Raw genomic sequence first — 19,482 nt, 5'->3', positions numbered from 1 at the left:
AGTGGCGTTGCGCGGAACCCGGGAGAGGAATGAGGCAACTGGGATCGGGCTGCCGGAGGTGTCGGCAGCCGGCCTGGCGCATGTGGCAAAAAATTCTCAAAGCCCTTGTATCAGCGGGGCTCCTGCGAACTCCTTGGGGCTGTCCGGACCGAGATTCGGGGGAATTCGGTTCGGACGCTGGCGCCGCCGCCTTGGGGGAGGCAGGCGGTTTCGGGGCCACAACGTGGGTTGGGCAAGAGGGGGATGCCCAACCCGCGAGTGGCCAAGACATGGGCCGGGCGGGGCGGTGAGGGGATTGACTGCCCCGCCCGGCAACCTTCGATTCTTCCGCGCCGACGCGGCTACGGCAATGGTTCCGCCGCCGCAGAACTGAAATGTGTTCTAGGCGGAACGGTCGAGGCGGCCGAGGCGCTTGCCGAGTGCGGGGGTGACCCGGTCGACCCAGGTCGCGGTGATGTGGGAGTCGTCGTAGTAGGTGACGACGTCGCCGACGACGAGCGGGCAGCGCTCGGTGCAGACCAGGTCGACGATGTCGACGTACGCGGCCTCGGTGCCCTCGAGCGCCTCCTGGGTCACCTCGTTGGAGTCGACCTCGGTGCCGTCGGGCTTCACGACGCAGTCCTCGAGGAGGTTGCGGGCGTCGGAGAGACACTCGCCGGGGTCGCTGTCGACAGCGGGGACATCGGCGAAGACGCGTACGTCCGGGGTGACCTTCTCGAAGGCGCTGACGCCGTGGCGTACGCCTTCGCGCCACTGCACCTCGGTCGAGACGCCGTCGCGCTCCTCCATGTCGAGCATGCCGCGGGCGCCGACGACGATCGTGTCCGGATCGAGCTCGGCGATCTGCTCGTTGGTCCACGACCGGAAGTCCTCGCACTCCTCGACGGTCATCTTCGAGGACTTCTGCTTGACGCCGTACGCAGCGCAACCGAGCTTCACGAACGGGACCAGCTTCACGTGCTGGCGCTCGGCGAGGGTGTCGAGGGCCGGCAGCCACATCCCGATGTGTGAGTCGCCGACCACCGCGACGGTGCGCTCGGCCTTGCCGTCGCCGTAGACGCAGTCGCCGTCGAGCTTGGTCTCGCCGTAGCCGGCGTAGCAGTAGCCGCCGCGCTCGGCCCACGAGTCGGTGGCGTCGAACTCGACCTCCGGCGGTAGCGGCGCGCCCTCCTCGGCGGCCTTGACCGTCTTCTTCAGCACGCCGGTGACCGGCTTGTCGTCGGTCTCGAGGACGTCGGGGTTCTCCTTGAACCACTCCTCGGCGTTGGCCTTGGCGACGTCGACCTGGTAGCCGGCGTACGCCTGCGAGCTCGTACCCGCGACCAGGGCGAGAGCCGCGGCGGCGGGCCAGAGCGCCAGCGCGCGGCGGCCCTTGGTGAGGTGCGGGATCTTGTGGCGCTGGAACGGCATCTCGATCCAGTGGTAGCTCGCCGCGGAGGCGGCCAGGATGAGCGCCAGCATGATCAGCAGCTGGCGGACGCCGCCGCCGGGGATGGCCTCGGGGGCGAGGATCAGGATCGGCCAGTGCCACAGGTAGAGGCTGAACGAGATGTCACCCAGGTAGCGCAGCGGCTGCTTCGAGAGCAGCCAGCCGGTCGGGGTGGCGGGGCCGGCGACCAGGAGGGCGACCGTGGCGAGCACCGGGACCAGGGCGTGCCAGCCCGGGAAGTGCGTCGCCTCGCTGAAGTTGGTCGTGGCGTAGACGAGGGTGCCGACACCGGCGATGCCGAGGGCGGCTGCGTACGGCTTCTTGATCCGGGTCAGTCGTCCGGCGACGCAGGCGAGCAGCGCCCCGGCGGCGAGCTCGAACGCCCGCGCCGGGGTGGAGAAGTAGGCCGTGGTCGGGTCGGCAGCGGTGGCGTGCAGCGACCAGGCGAGGCTGACCACCGCAACGAGTGCGGCGAGCGCGGTGATCGCGCGGCGGCGGTGGTGCTTCGGGATCCAGAGGGCGACCGCGAGCACCAGCAGCGGCCAGACGACGTAGAACTGCTCCTCGACCGAGAGCGACCAGTAGTGCTGGAACGGCGAGGGCGCGGCGTTGTTGAAGTAGTCGACCGCCTCCTTCGCGAAGTGCACGTTCGCCAGGAAGACCGCCGCCCAGCCTGCGTCGCCCGCGATCTGGTCGGTGCGGGTCTGGGGCAGGACGATCGCGCTGTAGGTGAGCACGACCAGCATCGTCGCGGTCGCCGCCGGCAGGATGCGGCGGGCGCGGCGAGCGTAGAACTGACTGATGCTGACTCTGCCGCTGCGGTCGGTCTCACGCAGCAGCAGAGTGGTGATCAGGAACCCGGAGAGGACGAAGAAGACGTCGACTCCGACGAACCCTCCCTCGAATCCTGAGAGCCCCGCGTGTCCTGCGATCACTAGACCGACAGCGACGGCACGGAGACCTTGAACATCGGCGCGCCAATTCGAACCCATTCGATCAACAATAAGTCAATGGCCCGGTTGGGTCATAGCCGACGGTCCCGCTGGGTGGTCTGATTCTCAGCCGATTCTTCACCTTTGGCGAGCGAGACCGCAGCTGTGGCGAACGAATCTTCGGTTGTGGCGGACGAATGTGCAGTTTCGTCCGTCAGAACTCACGTCTCGGCTGACAGAAGTGAAGATTCGGTGAGAATCGGTCAGAGTCGCTCGCGGAGCCAGGCGAAGTCGCTGGCGTGCTCCGCTGCGCCGCCCGGGGTCTCGCAGATCACCGGGGCCCCGGCGTCGCGGACCACGCCGGCGAGGAGGTCGGGGTCGATGCGGCCGGCCCCGAAGTTGGCGTGGCGGTCGGCGCCCGAGTCGAACTCGTCGCGGGAGTCGTTGCAGTGGACCAGGTCGATCCGGCCGGTGATCTTGAGGACGTCCTCGACCACCGTCTCGAGCGGGTTGCCGCCGGCGTGGGCGTGGCAGGTGTCGAGGCAGAAGCCGACATTCTCCGCACCTTCGGCGGTGGAGATGGCCTCCCAGACGCCGGCGATCCGGTCGAGGTAGCGCGCCATCGCGTTGTCGCCGCCCGCGGTGTTCTCGATCAGGAGCGGAACCTTGATGTCGGTCGCCTCGATCGCCTTGCGCCAGTTGTCGAAGCCCTTCGCCGGGTCGTCGTCCTTGTTGACGTGGCCGCCGTGGACGATCAGGCCCTTGGCGCCGACCTCGGCCGCGGTGTCCATGTGCTGCTGGAGGAGCTTGCGGCTCGGGATCCGGATCCGGTTGTTCGTCGTGGCGACGTTGATGATGTAGGGCGCGTGGACGTAGAGATCGACACCCTGCTCCTCCGCGCGCGCCTTGAGGGCGGCTGCGCCGTCCGCGTACGTCACCACCGGGCCCTTGTAGGACTGCGGATCGCCCAGGAAGAACTGCACCAGGCCCGCGCCGCGCGCGGTCGCCTCGGCAACGGGGTCGGTCTGGTCTACGTGGGCACCGATCGCAACAGCCATGGCTTCAGTCTAGGACGCGGCACCGACATATGTTGGCTTGACTTCATACCTTACGGGGGTATGGTAGGCCGCATGGACGAGCACACCGGGCCCGAAGGCCACGCGGATCACGGATACCTCCACAACAAGAACAAGGAGGCCTATCTCAAGCGCCTCAAGCGCATCGAAGGTCAGGTGCGCGGGCTGCAGCGGATGGTCGAGGACGAGGCGTACTGCATCGACATCCTCACCCAGGTCTCCGCCTCGACCAAGGCGCTCCAAGCCGTCGCCCTCGGGCTGCTCGATGAGCACCTCGGACACTGCGTCGCCGGCGCGGTCCAGAACGGTGGCGCCGAGGCCGACGAGAAGCTCGCCGAGGCCTCTGCCGCCATCGCTCGCCTCGTCCGGTCCTGATTGTCAACAATCCAACAACCCAGAGAGATTCTCATGAGCACTCAGAACTTCACTGTCGTCGGTATGACCTGCGGACACTGCGTCTCCTCCGTCACCGAAGAGGTCACCGAGATCGCCGGCGTGAGCAATGTCGACGTCGACCTGGCCTCGGGCAACGTCACTGTCACCGCCGCTGAGCCGATCTCGGACGACGCGATTCGCGCGGCCGTCGAGGAGGCCGGCTACTCGCTGGCCTGATCATGATGACCCCCACCGCCGCGAATCCGACCGAGCAACAGCTCGAGATCGAGGGCATGGCCTGCGCGAGCTGCGTGCGCCGTGTCACCAAGGCCATCAGCCGTGTCGAGGGTGTCGAGGACGCCAACGTCAACCTCGCCACCGAGACCGCCCTCGTTCACTTCGACCCCACCCGCACCGACCTCGCCGAGATCAGCGCCGCCATCGAGAAGGCGGGCTATCAGGCCGTCCTGAGATCGTCGACTGTCGACAATCCACAGGAGCCGCACATCGACGAGGCGGCGACGGCTGAGTCGGGTCGGGACGTACGCCGCACGGAAGAGCTCGTCCAGCTCAAGCGGCGGTGGGTCACGGCCCTGGCGGTGGGGCTCGGCCTGATGGCCTTGATGTACATCCCGCTCCCCGTCGACGCCATGGAGCCGGTGATGTCGATCGTGCTCGTGGTCGCCGCGGTCACCCAGTGGTGGGCGGGCCGGGACATCTACGTCGCGGCGGCTCGAGGCGCACGCCACGGGACGGTCGACATGAACACTCTGGTCACGCTCGGCACCGGCATCGCCTTCGCCTACAGCGCCTTCGTGACCCTGTGGATGGGGCAGGCCGAGGCGTGGGGCCTGCCGCTCCACCTCTACTTCGAGACCGCCCTGGTCATCGTCGCGCTGGTGCTGATGGGCCGCTGGCTCGAGGCCCGTGCGAAGTCGCGTACGGCCGACGCGGTCAAGGCTCTCGTCGGCCTCATGCCGGAGACGGCCACGGTGGTCCGCAACGGCCGTGACGTCACGGTCCCGGTCGCGAACCTGCAGGTCAACGACCGGATTCGCGTACGCGCCGGGGAGAAGGTCCCGGTCGACGGCCGCATCGTCGCCGGATCGTCCTACGTCGACGAGTCCATGCTCACCGGCGAGAGCGACCCGGTGCGGAAGACCGAGGGCGACATCGTCATCGGCGCGACGATCAACCAGACCGGCTCGTTCGAGATCGAGGCGACCGCGGTCGGCGCCGAGACCACGCTGGCGCAGATCATCGCCATGGTCGAGTCGGCCCAGGGCTCCGGCACCAAGCTGCAGCGCCTCGCCGACCGGGTCTCGGCGGTGTTCGTGCCCGCCGTCCTCGTCGTGGCGGCGCTGACCTTCATCGGGTGGCTAGTCCTCGGCCCCGACGCCGAGCGTCTGACCAGCGCCGTCACCGCGGCCATCGCGGTCCTCATCATCGCCTGTCCGTGCGCCCTCGGCCTGGCCACGCCCGCCGCTGTCATGGTCGGCGCCGGCCGCGCCGCTGAGCTCGGCGTACTCGTCGGCTCCGGCGAGACCCTGGAGCGCGCCCGCTCCGTCACTGCGATCGTCTTCGACAAGACCGGGACGATCACCCACGGCAAGCCCGAGGTCTCCGAGATCACCCCGGCTGCCGGCTGGACTAGCGACGAGCTGGTGCGGATCGCCGCCGCCGCCGAGACCGGCAGCGACCACCCCCTCGCCACCGCGCTCCGAGCCCGTGCCGAGGCCTCGGCCGACACCGGAGACGCGGAGGTCTCGGCGTTCGAGGCCCACCCGGGCCGCGGGATCAGCGCGTACGTCGACGGGCGCCGGGTCGTCGTCGGCAACTCGGCGATGCTGGCCGAGGACGGCATCGACGCCGCCGACAACGGCTCCGTCCTGGTCGCGGTCGACGGCACGTACGCCGGATCGATCCGGGTCGCGGACCAGGTCCGCGACGAGGCCAAGGAGACCGTGCGCCTGCTCGAGGAGTCGGGCGTCGAGGTGCACATCCTCAGCGGCGACGCAGCCGCGACGGTGGCGAAGGTGGCCGACGAGGTCGGCGTACGTCACGCCGCCGGCGGCCTGCTGCCCGAGCAGAAGCTCGCCAGGATCCAGCAGCTCCAGGACGAGGGCAAGGTCGTCGCGATGGTCGGCGACGGGATCAACGACGCCCCGGCGCTGGCCCAGGCCGACGTCGGGATCGCGATCGGCACCGGCACCGACGTCGCCCTGGCAGCCTCCGACATCACCCTCGTGGGCGGCGACCTCCGCGGCGTGGTGACCGCGCTGGCGCTCTCCCGGCGTACCGTCGCGACGATCAAGCAGGGCCTGTTCTGGGCGTTCGCCTACAACGTGCTCCTCATCCCCGTCGCCGCGCTCGCCCTTCTCGACCCGGTCCTCGCCGGCGCCGCGATGGCGATGAGCTCGGTCAGCGTCGTCACCAACGCGCTGCGCCTGCGCGGCTTCCGCCGTCCCGAGACCCCCGAGGCGTACGCCGGCCGGGGCTTCGTCACCCGCGTCCGCGACGGCGGGTACCTCCTGGTCACGGCCGTGATCGCGATCTCGATCGGCGCCGGCCTGACCTACCTGAGTCGCACCGAGCCCGCTCAGCGCGGGATGAACGGCATCCTGGAATGGGCGCAGGGGATGAGCCCGATGCGTCCGTCGATGACGGAGATGCACGAGGTCGACATCGCCCCTGTCGCCTCCGACGAGTCGGGCATCGACGTCGCGATCACGCAACGTGAGGGTGGCCTCCGGTTCCTCGTCACGGACGCCGCGACCGGCGACCCGGTCACCGACCTCGGCCGCACCCACCAGGCCTGGATGCACGTGATCGTGACCAGCCAGGACCTCTCCTGGTTCCGCCACCTCCACGCCGAGCCGACCGGCCGACCGGGCGAGCTCGAGACCGACGTGACCTTCCCCGCCGGAGGCACCTACCGCGTCGACACCGAGTTCCGGCGCCGGGCCGACATGGCCGACGTGCTCGACCGGCAGCAGCTCACCGTCGAAGGTACGCAGCCCCCGGCCGTCCCGCTGGAGGCGAGCCCGAGATCGTCGACTGTCGACAATCTAACCGTCACGCTCGAGGGCACGCCGGTCGCCGACCAGCAGAGCGACCTGCACTTCAGGTTCGAGGACAGCACCGGGAAGGTTGTCGACAATCTGCAGCCCTACCTCGGCGCGGCCGGCCACGTCGTGGTCATGAGCGCGGACGGCGAGACGTTCGTGCACGGCCACGCCGAAGGCGACGAGCTGGCGGTCCCCGGTGCCTCGTTCGGGCCCGAGCTCGGGTTGCACCTGGACGTACCGAAGGCTGGTCTCTACCGCCTCTGGGCCCAGTTCCGGCTCGGCGACGGAGAGGTGATCACGGTGCCGTTCACGGTCGAGGCCGTGGATTCGGCCACGGAAACCGCTGGTTGATACCCTGACTCGTCCCTCTCCACAGACGGAGATGGGACATCGCATCAGCCCTCCTGCCATGGAGAGACCATGGCCGCCGAGTCCGTAGGAGGTGGAGAACGCTATGCGCGCCTATGAAGTAATGGTGATCCTCGAGCCCAGCCTCGATGAGCGCACCGTCGCCCCGACCCTTGACAAGTTCCTGAAGGTCGTCACCACTGATGGTGGCACCGTCGAGAACGTTGACGTCTGGGGACGCCGTCGTCTGGCCTATGAGGTCAACAAGAACGCCGAGGGCATCTATGCCGTCGTCAACCTGACCGCCGAGCCCAAGACCGTTCTGGAGCTCGACCGCCAGCTTGGCCTCAACGAGCAGATCCTGCGTACGAAGGTCATCCGTCCGTCCAAGTGACGCGGATGTCACCGTCGGTAATTGTCGGTGCGGGGTCCTATGTTTGGGCCCATACGGGAAATAGCTCCTGAACCGACACCGACACCCAGATCAGACTCAAGGGAGATCTCATGGCAGGCGACACCGTCATCACCGTGATCGGCAACCTCACCGACGACCCGGAGCTTCGCTTCACGCCGTCCGGTGCAGCCGTTGCCAACTTCACGATTGCTTCGACGCCCAGCAGCTTCAACCGTCAGACCAACGCGTGGGAGGACGGGGAGACCCTCTTCCTGCGCTGCTCGATCTGGCGCCAGGCTGCTGAGAACGTCGCCGAGTCCCTGCAGCGCGGCATGCGTGTCGTCGCTCAGGGTCGCCTGAAGTCGAGGTCCTACGAGACGCGTGAGGGCGAGAAGCGCACTGTCTTCGAGCTCGAGTGCGACGAGATCGGTCCCTCGCTCCGCTACGCGACCGCCAAGGTCACCAAGGCCAGCCGCCAGTCCGGCGGCCAGGGTGGCGGCGGCGGTTACAACCAGGGCGGCGGCGGTGGCTACAACCAGGGTGGTGGCTACGGCGGCCCCCAGGGCGGTGGCCAGCAGGCTCCGGCCGGTGGCAACGACCCGTGGGCCTCGCCGGCTCCGCAGCAGCCCGCCAACGCGGGCGGCGGCGCACCGGCCAACGACCCGTGGGCGACCCCGGGCGTGGGCAACGACGAGCCTCCCTTCTGATCAACAGATCCACATTCCGAATCCCTCAACCATTCCGGCGCTTGCCGGGCTTCTAGAAAGGAAGCACCACAATGGCCAAGGCAGTGATTCGCAAGCCTAAGAAGAAGGTTTGCCAGTTCTGCAAGGAGAAGGCGACCGGTGTCGACTACAAGGACGCCACCCTCCTCCGTAAGTTCATCTCCGACCGCGGCAAGATCCGTGCCCGTCGCGTGACCGGCAACTGCGTCCAGCACCAGCGCGACGTGGCCATCGCCGTCAAGAACGCGCGCGAGGTTGCTCTGCTGCCCTACACCTCCACCGGTCGCTGAGGAGGATCGACATGGCTACCAAGATCATCCTTCAGCAGGAGGTCACCGGGCTGGGTTCCGCCGGTGACGTCGTCGAGGTCAAGGACGGCTACGCCCGCAACTACCTGATCCCGCGTGGCGACGCCATCCGTTGGAGCCGCGGCGCCGAGTCGCAGGCTGACTCGATCAAGGCTGCGCGCTCGGCTCGCTCCGTGCGCGACGAGGCTCACGCCGCCGAGATCAAGGGCAAGCTCGAGGCCAACACGGTCAACGTGAAGGTCCGCGCCGGCAAGGACGGCCGCCTCTACGGCGCCGTCACCGCCGCCGACATCGCCTCCGCGGTCTCCGAGACCACCGGCGAGTCGATCGACAAGCGCACCATCGCGCTGGGCAATCCGATCAAGGCGCTCGGTGCTCACGAGGTCTCCGTCAAGCTCCACGACGAGGTGTCCGCCAAGCTGGCCCTCAACGTGGTCCCCGCTTGATCTAGGGATTCACCCAGGCCCGCCTCCTCCGGGAGGCGGGCCTGTTCGTTTTCGCCGAGAAGTCAGGTACGTCGGCCGAGACGTCACTCAGGTCGTTCGACCGGGCACCTGAGTGACATCTCGGCCGACGCGAGTGACGCCTCGGGTCAGAACTTGTTGGCGATGTCGGTCAGCTTCGCGACGTACGCCGGCCAGTCGTACTCCGACGGGATGTTGTCGCCAGCCCGGCGCCAGCCGACGGCACCGTCGGCCTCTTCACGAAGGATGTCGGCCTGTCCGCCGTGACCGGCGAGGTCGGCGAAGAGGTGCACCAGCATCTGGTGCAGGGTGACCTCCTCGTTGCCCCAGTGCGGCACGTGCCCGACGGCGTCCAGCGAGAGCGCCTCGATCGTCTCGTCACCGTGGGCGATGACCCGGCGGTAGAGGTCGATGATGCCCTCGATCGTCTCGTCCTCGGTGGCGTACCAGTCCGCCTGCGGGTCGATGTCCCACTGCTCTTCCGAGATCAGCTCCTCGGGATGCGGGAAGGGACGCCCGAACGTCGACCCGAGATAGACGGCCTCGACCCCGGTGACGTGCTTGATGATGCCGAGAAGGTTGGTGCCGGTCGGCGTACGCGGCAGCCGCGCCTCCCGCTCCGAGAGGCCCTCGACCTTGGAGATCAGCGCCTCGCGGCGGGTATCGATGTACGTCTTCAGGGTGCTCTTCGGATCGGCGGGCATGTCCTGACCTTGACGCCAAGCCGGGTTCGGCGCAACCGAGTATGCGGGTGAGGCTCAGACGCCGGTGACCAGCCAGCGGTCGCTGCGGGCACGGAGCGTCAGCACCACGAAGCGGGCGCCCATGAAACCGACCGCGAAGGTGATCCACACCCACACCAGCCCACCGCCAAGGGCGACGGCTGCCGCGACGAGCGGGACATAGGCGACGAGGGTCCAGACTCCACCCCAGGCCAGATAGCGCCCGTCGCCGGCGCCGATGAGCACCCCGTCGAGCACGAAGACGACGCCCGCGATCGGCTGCGCGATCGCCGCCACGATCACCACCGGCACCAACAGATCGCGCACCGCCTGGTCCTCGGTGAAGAGTGCGCCGAGGAACGGAGAGAGAGCAGCCAGGAGTACGCCGGCCACGACGCCGATCACGACGCCCCACCACACCATCCGGGCCGTGATGGCCCGGGTCTCCCGGGTGTCGCCGGCCCCGAGCGACCGCCCGGTCAGCGCCTGGGCGGCGATCGCGATCGCATCGAGCACGAACGCCAGGAACGTCCACAGAGTGAAGGCGATCTGGTGGGTCGCCAGGGCGACGGCCTGGTCGCCGACGGCGAGATGGGTGACGGCGTACGTCGTGACCAGCAGAGCCATGCGCAGCGTCAACGTGCGAACCACGAGGGCCACGCCGGCCCGCGCGGAGGCCCGGATCCCGGGCGCATCCGGGTGCAGCGGTACGCCTTGGCCGCGGGCGGCACGCACCACGACGTACGTCAGCATCCCGGCCGCCAGCACCTGTGCGATCACCGAGCCGATCGCCGAGCCGGCGATGCCGAGCCCGGCGCCGTAGACGAGGGCGAGGTTGAGCACGATGTTGAGTACGTTGGCCACGACCGCCGCGACCAGCGGGGTCTTGGTGTCCTGCAGCCCACGGAGCACACCGGTGGCCGCGAGCATCATCAGCAGCGGTGTCACCCCGAGGACGGCGATCCGGAGGTAGGTGGTCGCGGGGCCGACCACCTCGTCACCTGCGCCGACCGCCCGGCTGAGTGGCTCGGCCAGAACCATCACCGGGATCGTGACGACGACCCCGATGATCACCGCGAGCCAGATCCCGTCGATGCCCTGTCGAAGCGCGCCGGCGGTGTCGCCGGCGCCGATGCGGCGGGCGACCGATGCTGTGGTGCCGTACGCGAGGAAGACGCAGAGCCCGACGATCGTCTGGAGCACGACGCCCGCGACACCGAGGCCGGCGAGCTCGCGCGTGCCGAGATGACCGACGATCGCGGAGTCCGCCAGCAGGAAGAGCGGCTCGGCGACGAGGGCCAGAAAGGCGGGGATCGCGAGCCGCCAGATCTCCTTGTCGAGGCCTCGGCGGTCGGTCTTCGAGTAGCTCTTCGCATCCGCCCGGCTCGTCACGGTCTCAAGGTTAAACACCGTCGGCGCGAGGCGTTGTTCAGGGCAGGTGGAAAACCTGTGGAAAACGTCGTTGCGGCGCTATGTCGACAAAACGCCCAAGGGTGCACGACGATCTCGGCGATGAACCCCGATGGGCTGCCGACTTTCTTTCGTCCACAGCCTATGGACAACAAAATCCCAGGTCAGAGTAGCTTTACCAATCGGATGACCCTAGTTATGCACAGGCAGTTCCCCAGGCTGTTCACATTGACCAGGGTGTCGTCCACCGCTATCCCCCGGTTATCCCCAGGGCCTGTGGATAACCTGCTGTCGCCGATGTGGGATGCGACGTAGGGTCACGGAGACTTGAGGGTGTCGTCGAGGGTCGGCCCAGGACTGCGCGAGCAGAACTGTCGGTGCCCACCCGTAGCGTGGAACCGAATCGACCGAGATCACGCCGCGACGATCCGCAGACCACGGAGGGGCAAGGGAATGAGCGTCACTGAGACCGGCTCGATGGGCGGTCCGGGCGACTTCCCGGAGCCGCCGTTCGAGGAGTGGGGCGACGGCCCCGCGGCGTACGAACCGGGCAACGCCCCGCGCGCGGTCAACGACCGCACGCCACCGCAGGACATGGCTGCCGAGCAGGCTGTCCTCGGTTCGATGCTGATCTCGAAGGATGCCATCGCCGACGTCTCCGAGACGCTGCGCGGCACCGACTTCTACCGCCCGACGCACGAGACCATCTACGACGCGATCATCGATCTCTACGGTCGTGGTGAGCCCGCCGACATGGTCACCGTCGCCGACGAGCTGCGCCGCAAGGGTGAGCTGGAGCGCATCGGTGGCGCTCCTTACCTGCACACGCTCGCCTCCAACGTTCCGATCGCCGCCAACGCCGGTTACTACGGCGAGATCGTCCGCGAGAAGTCGGTCCTGCGCCGCCTGGTCGAGGCCGGCACCAAGATCGTGCAGATCGGCTACGCCGGCGAGGGCGAGGTCGACAACATCGTCGACGAGGCCCAGGCCGAGGTCTTCAAACTCACCGACAAGCGCTCCGGTGAGGACTACTCCCCGCTCGCCGACATCATGGATGGCGTCCTCGACGAGATCGAGGCGATCTCCAACCGCGAGGCCGGCCTCTACGGCGTCCCCACCGGCTTCGCCGACTTCGACGAGCTCACCAACGGCTTCCACTCCGGCCAGATGATCATCGTCGCGGCCCGACCCGCGATGGGTAAGTCGACCCTGGCGCTCGACTTCTGTCGTGCGGCCTCGATCCATAACAACCTGACCAGCGTCTTCTTCAGCCTGGAGATGAGCCGCTCCGAGATCACCATGCGTCTCCTGAGCGCCGAGGCCAAGGTGCCGCTCAACCACATCCGCAACGGCAACATGTCCGACGACGACTGGAACAAGCTGGCCCGCAAGATGGGCGAGGTCTCCAGCGCGCCGATGTTCATCGACGACAGCCCCAACATGACGATGATGGAGATCCGCTCCAAGGCCCGAAGGCTCAAGCAGCGCCACGATCTCCGGCTCATCGTCATCGACTACCTGCAGCTGATGAGCTCCGGCAAGAAGGTCGAGTCCCGTCAGCTCGAGGTCTCCGAGTTCTCCCGTCAGATCAAGCTGCTGGCCAAGGAGCTCGAGGTCCCGATCATCGCGCTGTCCCAGCTCAACCGTGGTTCCGAGCAGCGCGCCGACAAGCGCCCGGCCGTCTCCGACCTCCGTGAGTCAGGCTCGCTGGAGCAGGACGCCGACATGGTCGTCCTCCTGCACCGCGACGACGTCTACGAGAAGGAGTCGACCCGCCCCGGCGAGGCCGACGTGATCATCGCCAAGCACCGCAACGGCCCCACCCGCGACCTCGTCGTCGCCTTCCAGGGCCACTACAGCCGCTTCGTCGACATGGCCCACTGAGCGCGGGACACGTCGCTGAGACGCAGCGGAGACTGACCTCCGCCGATGGTCAGGATCCGGCCGCGTCGCTCGGGGATTGACCTTCCGCCGCAGCCTTGATCCCCTCCAGCGTCTGCCGCATTCCCGCGCGCTGGACCTCGGTGAACGTCGCTTGCCCTCCCAAGAAGCCATCGGTGAGCTTCAGCGACATGTCGGAGATGCCGTCGGGTGTTTCGCGCCGCTGAGTGAGTCGCGTACCGCCGTGGCTCGTCGGCTCGAGGCGGAAAGACCAGACGACCCAGTTCTCCTGGATCCGAAAGGCCAGCTCCTGTTCGGCCTCGAAGCGAACGATCTCCCCGTGAGTGGTCCACTCCAGATCGCCGTGACTGTTCCGATTGGTGAACTGCGCGCCGAGCTCGACCCGCTCGTACCCGTCTCGGAGTCGCGTGGAGTCCACCTGCGGACTCCACTGCGGGATGCTGCGTACGTCCTGAACGAGTTCCCAGACCTGGGCGGGCGCGGCGGCGATCTCGACGGAGTCCTGGAGCAGCGGTTCGTAGTCCTCGGGCACGGCAACCTCCTAGTTGTGCGACCGATCGGTCGTGCTTCCCGACTCTAGCGACGCAGAGAGATTTACGTCCAGTCGGACGTATAGAATGTCTCACGTGACTTCTGAGGGCTCCGAGGACGGACGACGTGCCAGAGGTGACGCGACCCGGCGCAAGGTGGCCCGCAAGGCGGCAGATATCGCGACCACCCACGGGTTGGACTCGATCACCGTCGGGTCACTGGCCGCACAGGTCGGGGTGAGCAAGAGCGGCATCCTCACCGTCTTCGACAACCGGGAGTCGATCCAGGTCGCGGCGGTGCGTGAGGCGTCGCGGGTCTATCGCGAAACGGTCATCGCGCCGGCACTGCCGAGCGAGCCGGGCAAGGACCGCCTGCGAGCACTGGTCGACGCCTGGGTGGCCTACCTGATGGCCAACACCTTCCCGGGCGGGTGCTTCATCGCCGCGACCACCGTCGAATACGGTCACCGTGAGGGCGTGGTCGCCGAGGCGGTGCGCGAGCTGAAGCGCCAATGGCTCGACTTCCTGGCCGCCGAACTGACGGCCGCGCACTCCGACGACCCGAGTGGCGATGCCTTCCGGATCGACGCCTTCCTCAATGCGGGCAACAACAACTGCCAGCTCTTCGGAGACGACGCCGAGCTGGAGCGCGCCCGAGACCTGGTCCTGCAAGTGATCGGGTGAGACGGACACGCCAGAGCTTCAGCTCCGTTGCTCGAGCGGCACGTACTCGAAGGTCGGACCGGCTGTCGTCTTCCCGTCGCCGGTAGGCATCTTCATCAGCGCCATCGCCTGCTTGCGGAGCCCGAACATGGCTCCGACAGCGTCCTGCATCTGGCTGGGATCGCCGTTGAAGGCCTGCTCGAGCAGGTACAGAACCAGGCTGTAGGTCTGGTTGAACTCCTCTTGGGCGACGCGGATGGGGCTGCCCTCCGGATAGTCCGCGGTACGCGGGTTGGGCCGCATCGGCAGCACACCGTCGAAGTCGATCGCGATCTCCTTGCCGGTCGGGCCGGACTGCGGTGTGTCCCCGGTCTGGTAGCGGCGGCCCAGGCGGAGCTCCTGGAACCTGTAGTAGTGCGCGACCTCGTCCCTGTCCGGGTGGAAGACGTCGCGATCGCCGTCCCACACGTTCGTACGCGCGGCGCCCTCGCCCTGCTCGACGATCTCGGCCAGCGCGGCCGAAGCGGACTTCAGGTCGACGACCGGCAGCACCTCGCCACCTCCGCCCCGGAGGTGGAACTCGCCGATCTGCCGGGCCGGGTCGCCACTGAACACGTTCTCCTCGCCGAGCTGGTCGCACAGGGTGCGCAGGCCGGCCTCGATCGCGGCGTAGAACTGCCCGATCGTCTGATACTCGTCACCCTGCGGCGGTGCGTCGACGGACGCCGGCTGTTCGATGCGCAGGAACAGCTCGAGCGCCTCGGGGCCGAACGGGACGAGATGGACGTGGACGGACCGGTCGCCGTGGGGCAGCGGATGGGGGTACGCCGGGAGCAGCTCCGGCGCGTCCAGCACGGGAGAGCCGCCGACGGCGTTGAGCAGGTTCGCGGCCAGCGCCAGATGGATCATCTCCTCCGCGAGGACCGTGCCCACGACCTGGGCGGCCTCGGGGTTGCGGGCCGGGTCCAGGGAGTAGAGCGCGCACAGGTAGGGAGGAATCGTCGCGTGCTCGAGCTCGATCGCCCACTGCAGGTGGCGGCGGAGATCGTCGATCGTGTCGATGGCGTGGGCGCCAGGGGAGTCCATGGGGTACCTCGGTTCGTCAGGTCGGTATCTCCCATCACGACCGGACCAGCCCTCGGTTTGTGACGGCGGGTCCGAAAGCGGGAATCGCATCCGCGGACCTTCTGTCACAGATCGACGTCCTGTCCGGTCCTCATTGATGAGCGCCGTTCCGGATCGGCCGGAACGCGAGATGGAAGGAACACCATGAAGATCGTCGTGATCGGCGGAACTGGCCTGATCGGCTCGAAGCTCGTCCGGAAGCTGGCCGAGCACGGCCATGAAGCGGTGCCCGCGTCACCCAACTCGGGCGTGAACACCCTGACCGGCGAAGGGCTGGCCGAGGTGCTGGAGGGCGCTGACGTCCTGGTGGACGTCTCGAACTCGCCCTCGTTCGCCGACGATGCCGTGCTGGACTTCTTCCGTACGTCCACCGGGAACCTCCTCGCCGCCGAGGAGAAGGCTGGGGTCGGACACCACGTGGCCTTGTCGGTGGTCGGCACCGAGCGTCTCGCCGAGAGCGGCTACTTCCGCGCGAAGATCGAGCAGGAGAGGCTGATCAAGGAGTCCGGCCGGCCGTACTCGATCGTGCACGCCACGCAGTTCTTCGAGTTCGTGGGCAGCATCGCCCAAGCGGCTACCGAGGGAAACACGGTCCGTCTGTCCGACGCGCGGATCCAGCCCATCGCGGGCGAGGATGTGGCCGCCGCGGTCGGCCGAGTCTCCGTGGGTACGCCGCTGAACGGCACGCTCGAGGTGGCCGGGCCCGAGCAGTTCGGTCTCGACGAGCTGATCCGCACCGGGTTGAGCTACCGCGGTGACGCCCGCGAGGTCGTCACCGACCCGGAGGCGCGCTACTTCGGTGCCCTGCTGGACAAGGACATGCTCCTGCCAGGCCCCGACGCGCAGTTGGCGGCCACCCGGTTCGCCGACTGGCTGCCGCTGAACCCGCCGCCGGCGAAGTGACCACGACCGATCACGATCGTCGCGCGGCGGCCCTCTGAGAGCCTCTAGAGTTTGGCTGGTGCCGGACGGCGACCGAGACGCGACGGTGGGGGCGGTGGGATGACGGATTCCGAGGTGCGTGATCTCGGTGACGCTGAGGATCTCGAGGCGGCGACCGCTGTCTTCACCCGGGTGCGACCGCGCCTGTTCGGGATTGCGTATCGCATGCTCAGCAGCGTCACCGAGGCCGAGGACCTGGTGCAGGACGTGTGGCTGCGCTGGCAGGCGTACGACCGGTCCACGGTGGCCAACCCGGAGGCGTTCTTGGCGACCACCACCACCCGGCTGGCCATCAACGTCCTGCAGTCGGCGCGGAAACGGCGTGAGACCTACATCGGGCCGTGGCTGCCCGAACCGGTTGACACCGGGGCGGACCCGTACCTGGGTGCGGAGCGGGCCGAGGCTCTGCAGTTCGCGTCTCTGCTGCTGATGGAGAGGCTCACCCCGAGCGAACGGGCCGCCTACGTCCTGCGAGAAGCCTTCGAATACTCCTACGCGCAGATCGCGGACATCCTGTCCTCGACCGAACCGGCCGTACGTCAGCTGGTCAGCCGGGCACGCAAGCACATCGCCGGCGAGCGGCGGGCGCCGGTGGCCGCGGAAGAGCAGCGGGAGCTGCTGACCACGTTCCTCACCGCTGCCCGCGCCGGCGATCTGGCCGCGTTGGAGCGACTCTTCACGCCGGACGTGACCAGCCTGTCCGACGGCAACGGCCGGACGGGTGTCGCCCGTACGCCGCTCGTCGGCGCCGAGCGGGTCGCGAAGTTCCTCAAGGCGATCTCCACCTGGTTCTGGGAGGGCGTCGAGGTGCGCTGGACGACCACGAACGGACAGACGTCCGCCGTACTCGTCCGCGACGGCTCCGCGTACGGCCTGGTCACCATCGACGCCACCGCCGACGGCATCGATCAGGTGTTCTGGCTGGTCAACCCCGAGAAGAACAAGGGCGTGTCCGCCGCAGGCTGAGTCGCCGAGGACACACCAGGCGACCGCGAAAGAACGGGGCACGATGTGCGCACATCCTGGGGTCCGCTCGATCGACACGACCTGGTCGTCCGCAGGTTCGCCGAAGCCTGTGGCAGGGGAGACGTCACCGCGCTGACCGCCGTCCTGGGCGTCGAGGTCGTCGGCACCTGCGACGCCGGCGGACTCGTACCCGCCCCTGACGAGCCTCTGCACGGTCAGGCAGAGGTCGCCCGCCTGGTCGCGACGCTGTGCGGGCAGACCGGTGTCGACCTGGCAGTCGAGTCGATCAACGGCCGCGCCGGCCTGGTCCTGCGCCACGGCTCTCGCGCTGTCGCGGTCATCGGCGCGGAGACGGCCGGGTACGAGATCGCGACGCTGTGGATCGTGCTCAACCCCGCCAAGCTGGGCGACTGGCACCGCAGTTGACCGGGCCCGCACGACGTGTGCCGTGCGGTCCCGGTCAGCTCAGTTCAGCTCCGCGACCAGCCCTTCGCCTGGAGCTCCTGCTCGGACACGAACTCGAGCATCGGCTTGCCCGGCTCGCAGAGCATCGTGACGGTGAACCGCACCGGGATGTCGTCGCGGTTGTTGCCGTCCTGGTAGTGGATGACGTCCCCGCCCGGCTCCCAGAAGGTCTCGCCGGCACGGACGACACGCGGCGGCTCGCCCTCGAGCTCGAACACCATCTCGCCCTCCAGCACGTAGCCGAAGGCCGGCCCGGAGTGGCGGTGCGGCGGGGTGCCGGGGTCGCCCGGCGGGTACTCGATGACGATCGTCATCGCGTGCGCCCCCTCCGGGATGAAGGGCGGTTTGGCTTCCTGAAGCACGGTCAATGACATGGGAGTCCTCCTCGATGAACGGTGCACTCGGTAGACCGGACAGCGGTGAGATCTGTGACTCCCGAGTTCGCGGGACGTCTGGGCCGACGGTCACGATGCAGGTGAGAAGAGCCGGTCCAGGTGCTGGTCGATGGCCGCGAGCGCGGCCTGGGGCTCGATCACGCCGAGCTCCAGCAGCGGCGTGAATCCGGTCAGCGAGAGGATGAGGTCCGTCTCGATCGCAAGGTCGCGGTCGGCGGAGATGTGCCCATCGGCCATCGCCTCTCGGATGAGACGCTCGACCATGTCGCGACCCTGGCGCAGGCCGACACCGGCCACCTCGCGCAGCTCGGGGTCGTGCAGCGCCTCGAGGACGTACGCCGCGTTCATCCGGCTGGTGGCGCGCGCATCGGGGTGCAGCGGGAGCATCTCGGTGAGCACCACCCGGAGTACGTCGCGGGGATGTGGAGGCTGCGCGACCCCGGTCAGGGCGCGCGCGACCCGGTTCGAGGTCTGTTCGGCGGCGAACTCCATCGCGAAGGTCAGCATCGCGGCCCGGGACGAGAAGTAGTGCTGCAGTTGCCCGAGGGAGACATCCGCTTCCCGGGCGACCTCGCGCATGGTCGCTCGCGGCCAGCCCTGTTGCTCGACCACCCGCCACAGCGCGTGCGCGATCGCCTCTCGTCGCTCGCGGTGGTCGACCTGCTTCGGCATCCTCGGTCCCTTCTCGTTTCAATACGCGTGACATAATACACGTGACTTATATCCGCAGAGGGAGGTGACCAACGGTGATGCCCTACGACCCGTACGCCTTCGCGATCGACGACGCGGTCGCCGTCGCCCTCCTCGCCGACTTCCAGGTCCGTAAGGCGATCGCACGTGGCGACTTCGACGACCTGCCCGGCAGCGGTGAGCCGATCGACCTACCGGACCAGCACGATCCGGAGTGGTGGATCAGGAGCCTCATCGAGCGTGAGCACGTTGTGCTGCTGCCACCGTCGATCCAGCTCCGCAAGGACGATGCCGCACTGGATGCGCGCCTGGATGAGCTGGAAGACGAGAAGGCCGTACGCCGCGAGATCGACGACTTCAACGCGCAGGTGATCCGCGCCCGCTATGAACCGCCGGCGGGCCCGCCGCTGATCACGATGCCACGCGACCCCGACACCACGGTTGCCGAATGGGCCGCCCGCCGCGCGGCGCGAGAGAGGAGACCTCGCGAACCGGCACGCACGGATGATCGGCGACGCCGTGGGTTTCGGCTCTTCCGTCGTCGCTGAGCGCC

At 68.2% G+C, this 19,482-nt stretch carries 21 protein-coding genes; 13 read left to right on the top strand and 8 right to left on the bottom strand.

The genetic code is table 11. The annotated features are described in order from the left end of the window. Positions 1–381: 381 nt before the first annotated feature. Positions 382–2,421, bottom strand: a complete 2,040-nt coding sequence (locus tag ACIO3S_RS00285; protein WP_400458394.1) for an acyltransferase family protein — start codon at positions 2,419–2,421, stop codon at positions 382–384. A 203-nt stretch (positions 2,422–2,624) separates the two neighbouring features. Then, entirely contained in the window at positions 2,625–3,419 is a 795-nt protein-coding gene (locus ACIO3S_RS00280) for a deoxyribonuclease IV (protein WP_400458392.1), read from the bottom strand. Between the two features lie 72 nt (positions 3,420–3,491). Here ACIO3S_RS00280 and ACIO3S_RS00275 point away from each other — a divergent pair, with 72 nt between their 5' ends. The 7 genes from ACIO3S_RS00275 (at position 3,492) to rplI (ending at position 9,101) form a co-directional block, all read left to right on the top strand. After that, a complete protein-coding gene (locus ACIO3S_RS00275; protein WP_008355454.1) occupies positions 3,492–3,812 on the top strand; it encodes a metal-sensitive transcriptional regulator in 321 nt (106 codons plus the stop codon). A gap of 33 nt (positions 3,813–3,845) precedes the next feature. Beyond that, entirely contained in the window at positions 3,846–4,049 is a 204-nt protein-coding gene (locus ACIO3S_RS00270) for a copper ion binding protein (protein WP_160026139.1), read from the top strand. A gap of 5 nt (positions 4,050–4,054) precedes the next feature. Next, positions 4,055–7,231: a heavy metal translocating P-type ATPase gene (locus ACIO3S_RS00265; protein ID WP_400458389.1), complete on the top strand. Its 3,177-nt coding sequence runs from the start codon at positions 4,055–4,057 to the stop codon at positions 7,229–7,231. A gap of 103 nt (positions 7,232–7,334) precedes the next feature. Next, positions 7,335–7,622, top strand: a complete 288-nt coding sequence (gene rpsF / locus ACIO3S_RS00260; protein ID WP_091044123.1) for a 30S ribosomal protein S6 — start codon at positions 7,335–7,337, stop codon at positions 7,620–7,622. A 110-nt stretch (positions 7,623–7,732) separates the two neighbouring features. Further along, on the top strand, positions 7,733–8,329 hold the full coding sequence (locus ACIO3S_RS00255) for a single-stranded DNA-binding protein (RefSeq protein ID WP_160026141.1): 597 nt from the start codon (positions 7,733–7,735) through the stop codon (positions 8,327–8,329). A 71-nt stretch (positions 8,330–8,400) separates the two neighbouring features. Further along, positions 8,401–8,637 (top strand): 30S ribosomal protein S18, encoded by a 237-nt coding sequence (gene rpsR, locus ACIO3S_RS00250; RefSeq protein WP_008355445.1) that lies wholly within the window; start codon positions 8,401–8,403, stop codon positions 8,635–8,637. A gap of 11 nt (positions 8,638–8,648) precedes the next feature. Then, positions 8,649–9,101 carry a 50S ribosomal protein L9 gene (rplI, locus tag ACIO3S_RS00245; RefSeq protein ID WP_160026142.1) on the top strand — a complete coding sequence of 151 codons (453 nt, stop codon included), beginning with the start codon at positions 8,649–8,651 and terminating at the stop codon, positions 9,099–9,101. Between the two features lie 146 nt (positions 9,102–9,247). Here rplI and ACIO3S_RS00240 read toward each other — a convergent pair whose 3' ends face one another. Next, entirely contained in the window at positions 9,248–9,823 is a 576-nt protein-coding gene (locus ACIO3S_RS00240; protein WP_400458385.1) for a DinB family protein, read from the bottom strand. Between the two features lie 54 nt (positions 9,824–9,877). After that, positions 9,878–11,233, bottom strand: a complete 1,356-nt coding sequence (locus tag ACIO3S_RS00235) for an MATE family efflux transporter (protein ID WP_400458383.1) — start codon at positions 11,231–11,233, stop codon at positions 9,878–9,880. Between the two features lie 471 nt (positions 11,234–11,704). On the opposite strand from ACIO3S_RS00235, the gene dnaB reads away from it, so the two are divergent. Beyond that, positions 11,705–13,135 (top strand): replicative DNA helicase, encoded by a 1,431-nt coding sequence (gene dnaB / locus ACIO3S_RS00230; protein WP_160026145.1) that lies wholly within the window; start codon positions 11,705–11,707, stop codon positions 13,133–13,135. 49 nt (positions 13,136–13,184) lie between these two features. Here dnaB and ACIO3S_RS00225 read toward each other — a convergent pair whose 3' ends face one another. After that, positions 13,185–13,685: an SRPBCC family protein gene (locus ACIO3S_RS00225; RefSeq protein ID WP_400458381.1), complete on the bottom strand. Its 501-nt coding sequence runs from the start codon at positions 13,683–13,685 to the stop codon at positions 13,185–13,187. A 94-nt stretch (positions 13,686–13,779) separates the two neighbouring features. On the opposite strand from ACIO3S_RS00225, the gene ACIO3S_RS00220 reads away from it, so the two are divergent. After that, on the top strand, positions 13,780–14,367 hold the full coding sequence (locus ACIO3S_RS00220) for a TetR/AcrR family transcriptional regulator (RefSeq protein ID WP_400458380.1): 588 nt from the start codon (positions 13,780–13,782) through the stop codon (positions 14,365–14,367). Positions 14,368–14,385: 18 nt separating this feature from the next. Here ACIO3S_RS00220 and ACIO3S_RS00215 read toward each other — a convergent pair whose 3' ends face one another. Then, on the bottom strand, positions 14,386–15,432 hold the full coding sequence (locus ACIO3S_RS00215) for a ferritin-like protein (protein ID WP_400458379.1): 1,047 nt from the start codon (positions 15,430–15,432) through the stop codon (positions 14,386–14,388). Between the two features lie 183 nt (positions 15,433–15,615). Between ACIO3S_RS00215 and ACIO3S_RS00210 the strand changes: the two genes are divergently transcribed. From ACIO3S_RS00210 to ACIO3S_RS00200, 3 genes are all read left to right on the top strand, one after another. Continuing rightward, the gene (locus ACIO3S_RS00210; protein WP_350837776.1) at positions 15,616–16,374 is read left to right on the top strand and encodes an SDR family oxidoreductase; all 759 of its coding nucleotides are present in this window, start codon (positions 15,616–15,618) and stop codon (positions 16,372–16,374) included. A gap of 99 nt (positions 16,375–16,473) precedes the next feature. Continuing rightward, positions 16,474–17,379 (top strand): RNA polymerase sigma-70 factor, encoded by a 906-nt coding sequence (locus tag ACIO3S_RS00205; RefSeq protein ID WP_400458377.1) that lies wholly within the window; start codon positions 16,474–16,476, stop codon positions 17,377–17,379. 45 nt (positions 17,380–17,424) lie between these two features. Next, positions 17,425–17,805, top strand: a complete 381-nt coding sequence (locus ACIO3S_RS00200) for a hypothetical protein (RefSeq protein ID WP_400458376.1) — start codon at positions 17,425–17,427, stop codon at positions 17,803–17,805. Between the two features lie 44 nt (positions 17,806–17,849). On the opposite strand, the gene ACIO3S_RS00195 is transcribed toward ACIO3S_RS00200, so the two are convergent. Together ACIO3S_RS00195 and ACIO3S_RS00190 are read right to left on the bottom strand one after the other, a co-directional pair. Beyond that, complete coding sequence (locus ACIO3S_RS00195) at positions 17,850–18,218, bottom strand: cupin domain-containing protein (RefSeq protein ID WP_400458374.1); 369 nt, start codon at positions 18,216–18,218, stop codon at positions 17,850–17,852. Positions 18,219–18,308: 90 nt separating this feature from the next. Continuing rightward, positions 18,309–18,911: a TetR/AcrR family transcriptional regulator gene (locus tag ACIO3S_RS00190; RefSeq protein WP_400458373.1), complete on the bottom strand. Its 603-nt coding sequence runs from the start codon at positions 18,909–18,911 to the stop codon at positions 18,309–18,311. A 77-nt stretch (positions 18,912–18,988) separates the two neighbouring features. Here ACIO3S_RS00190 and ACIO3S_RS00185 point away from each other — a divergent pair, with 77 nt between their 5' ends. Continuing rightward, a complete protein-coding gene (locus ACIO3S_RS00185) occupies positions 18,989–19,477 on the top strand; it encodes a DUF1992 domain-containing protein (RefSeq protein WP_400461037.1) in 489 nt (162 codons plus the stop codon). Positions 19,478–19,482: the final 5 nt, after the last annotated feature.

It is taken from the genome of Nocardioides sp. NPDC087217 (genome assembly GCF_044744805.1).
Taxonomy (GTDB): domain Bacteria; phylum Actinomycetota; class Actinomycetes; order Propionibacteriales; family Nocardioidaceae; genus Nocardioides.
Note: the sequence above shows the minus strand (reverse complement) of the source record. Positions and strands in the feature narration are given on the sequence as shown.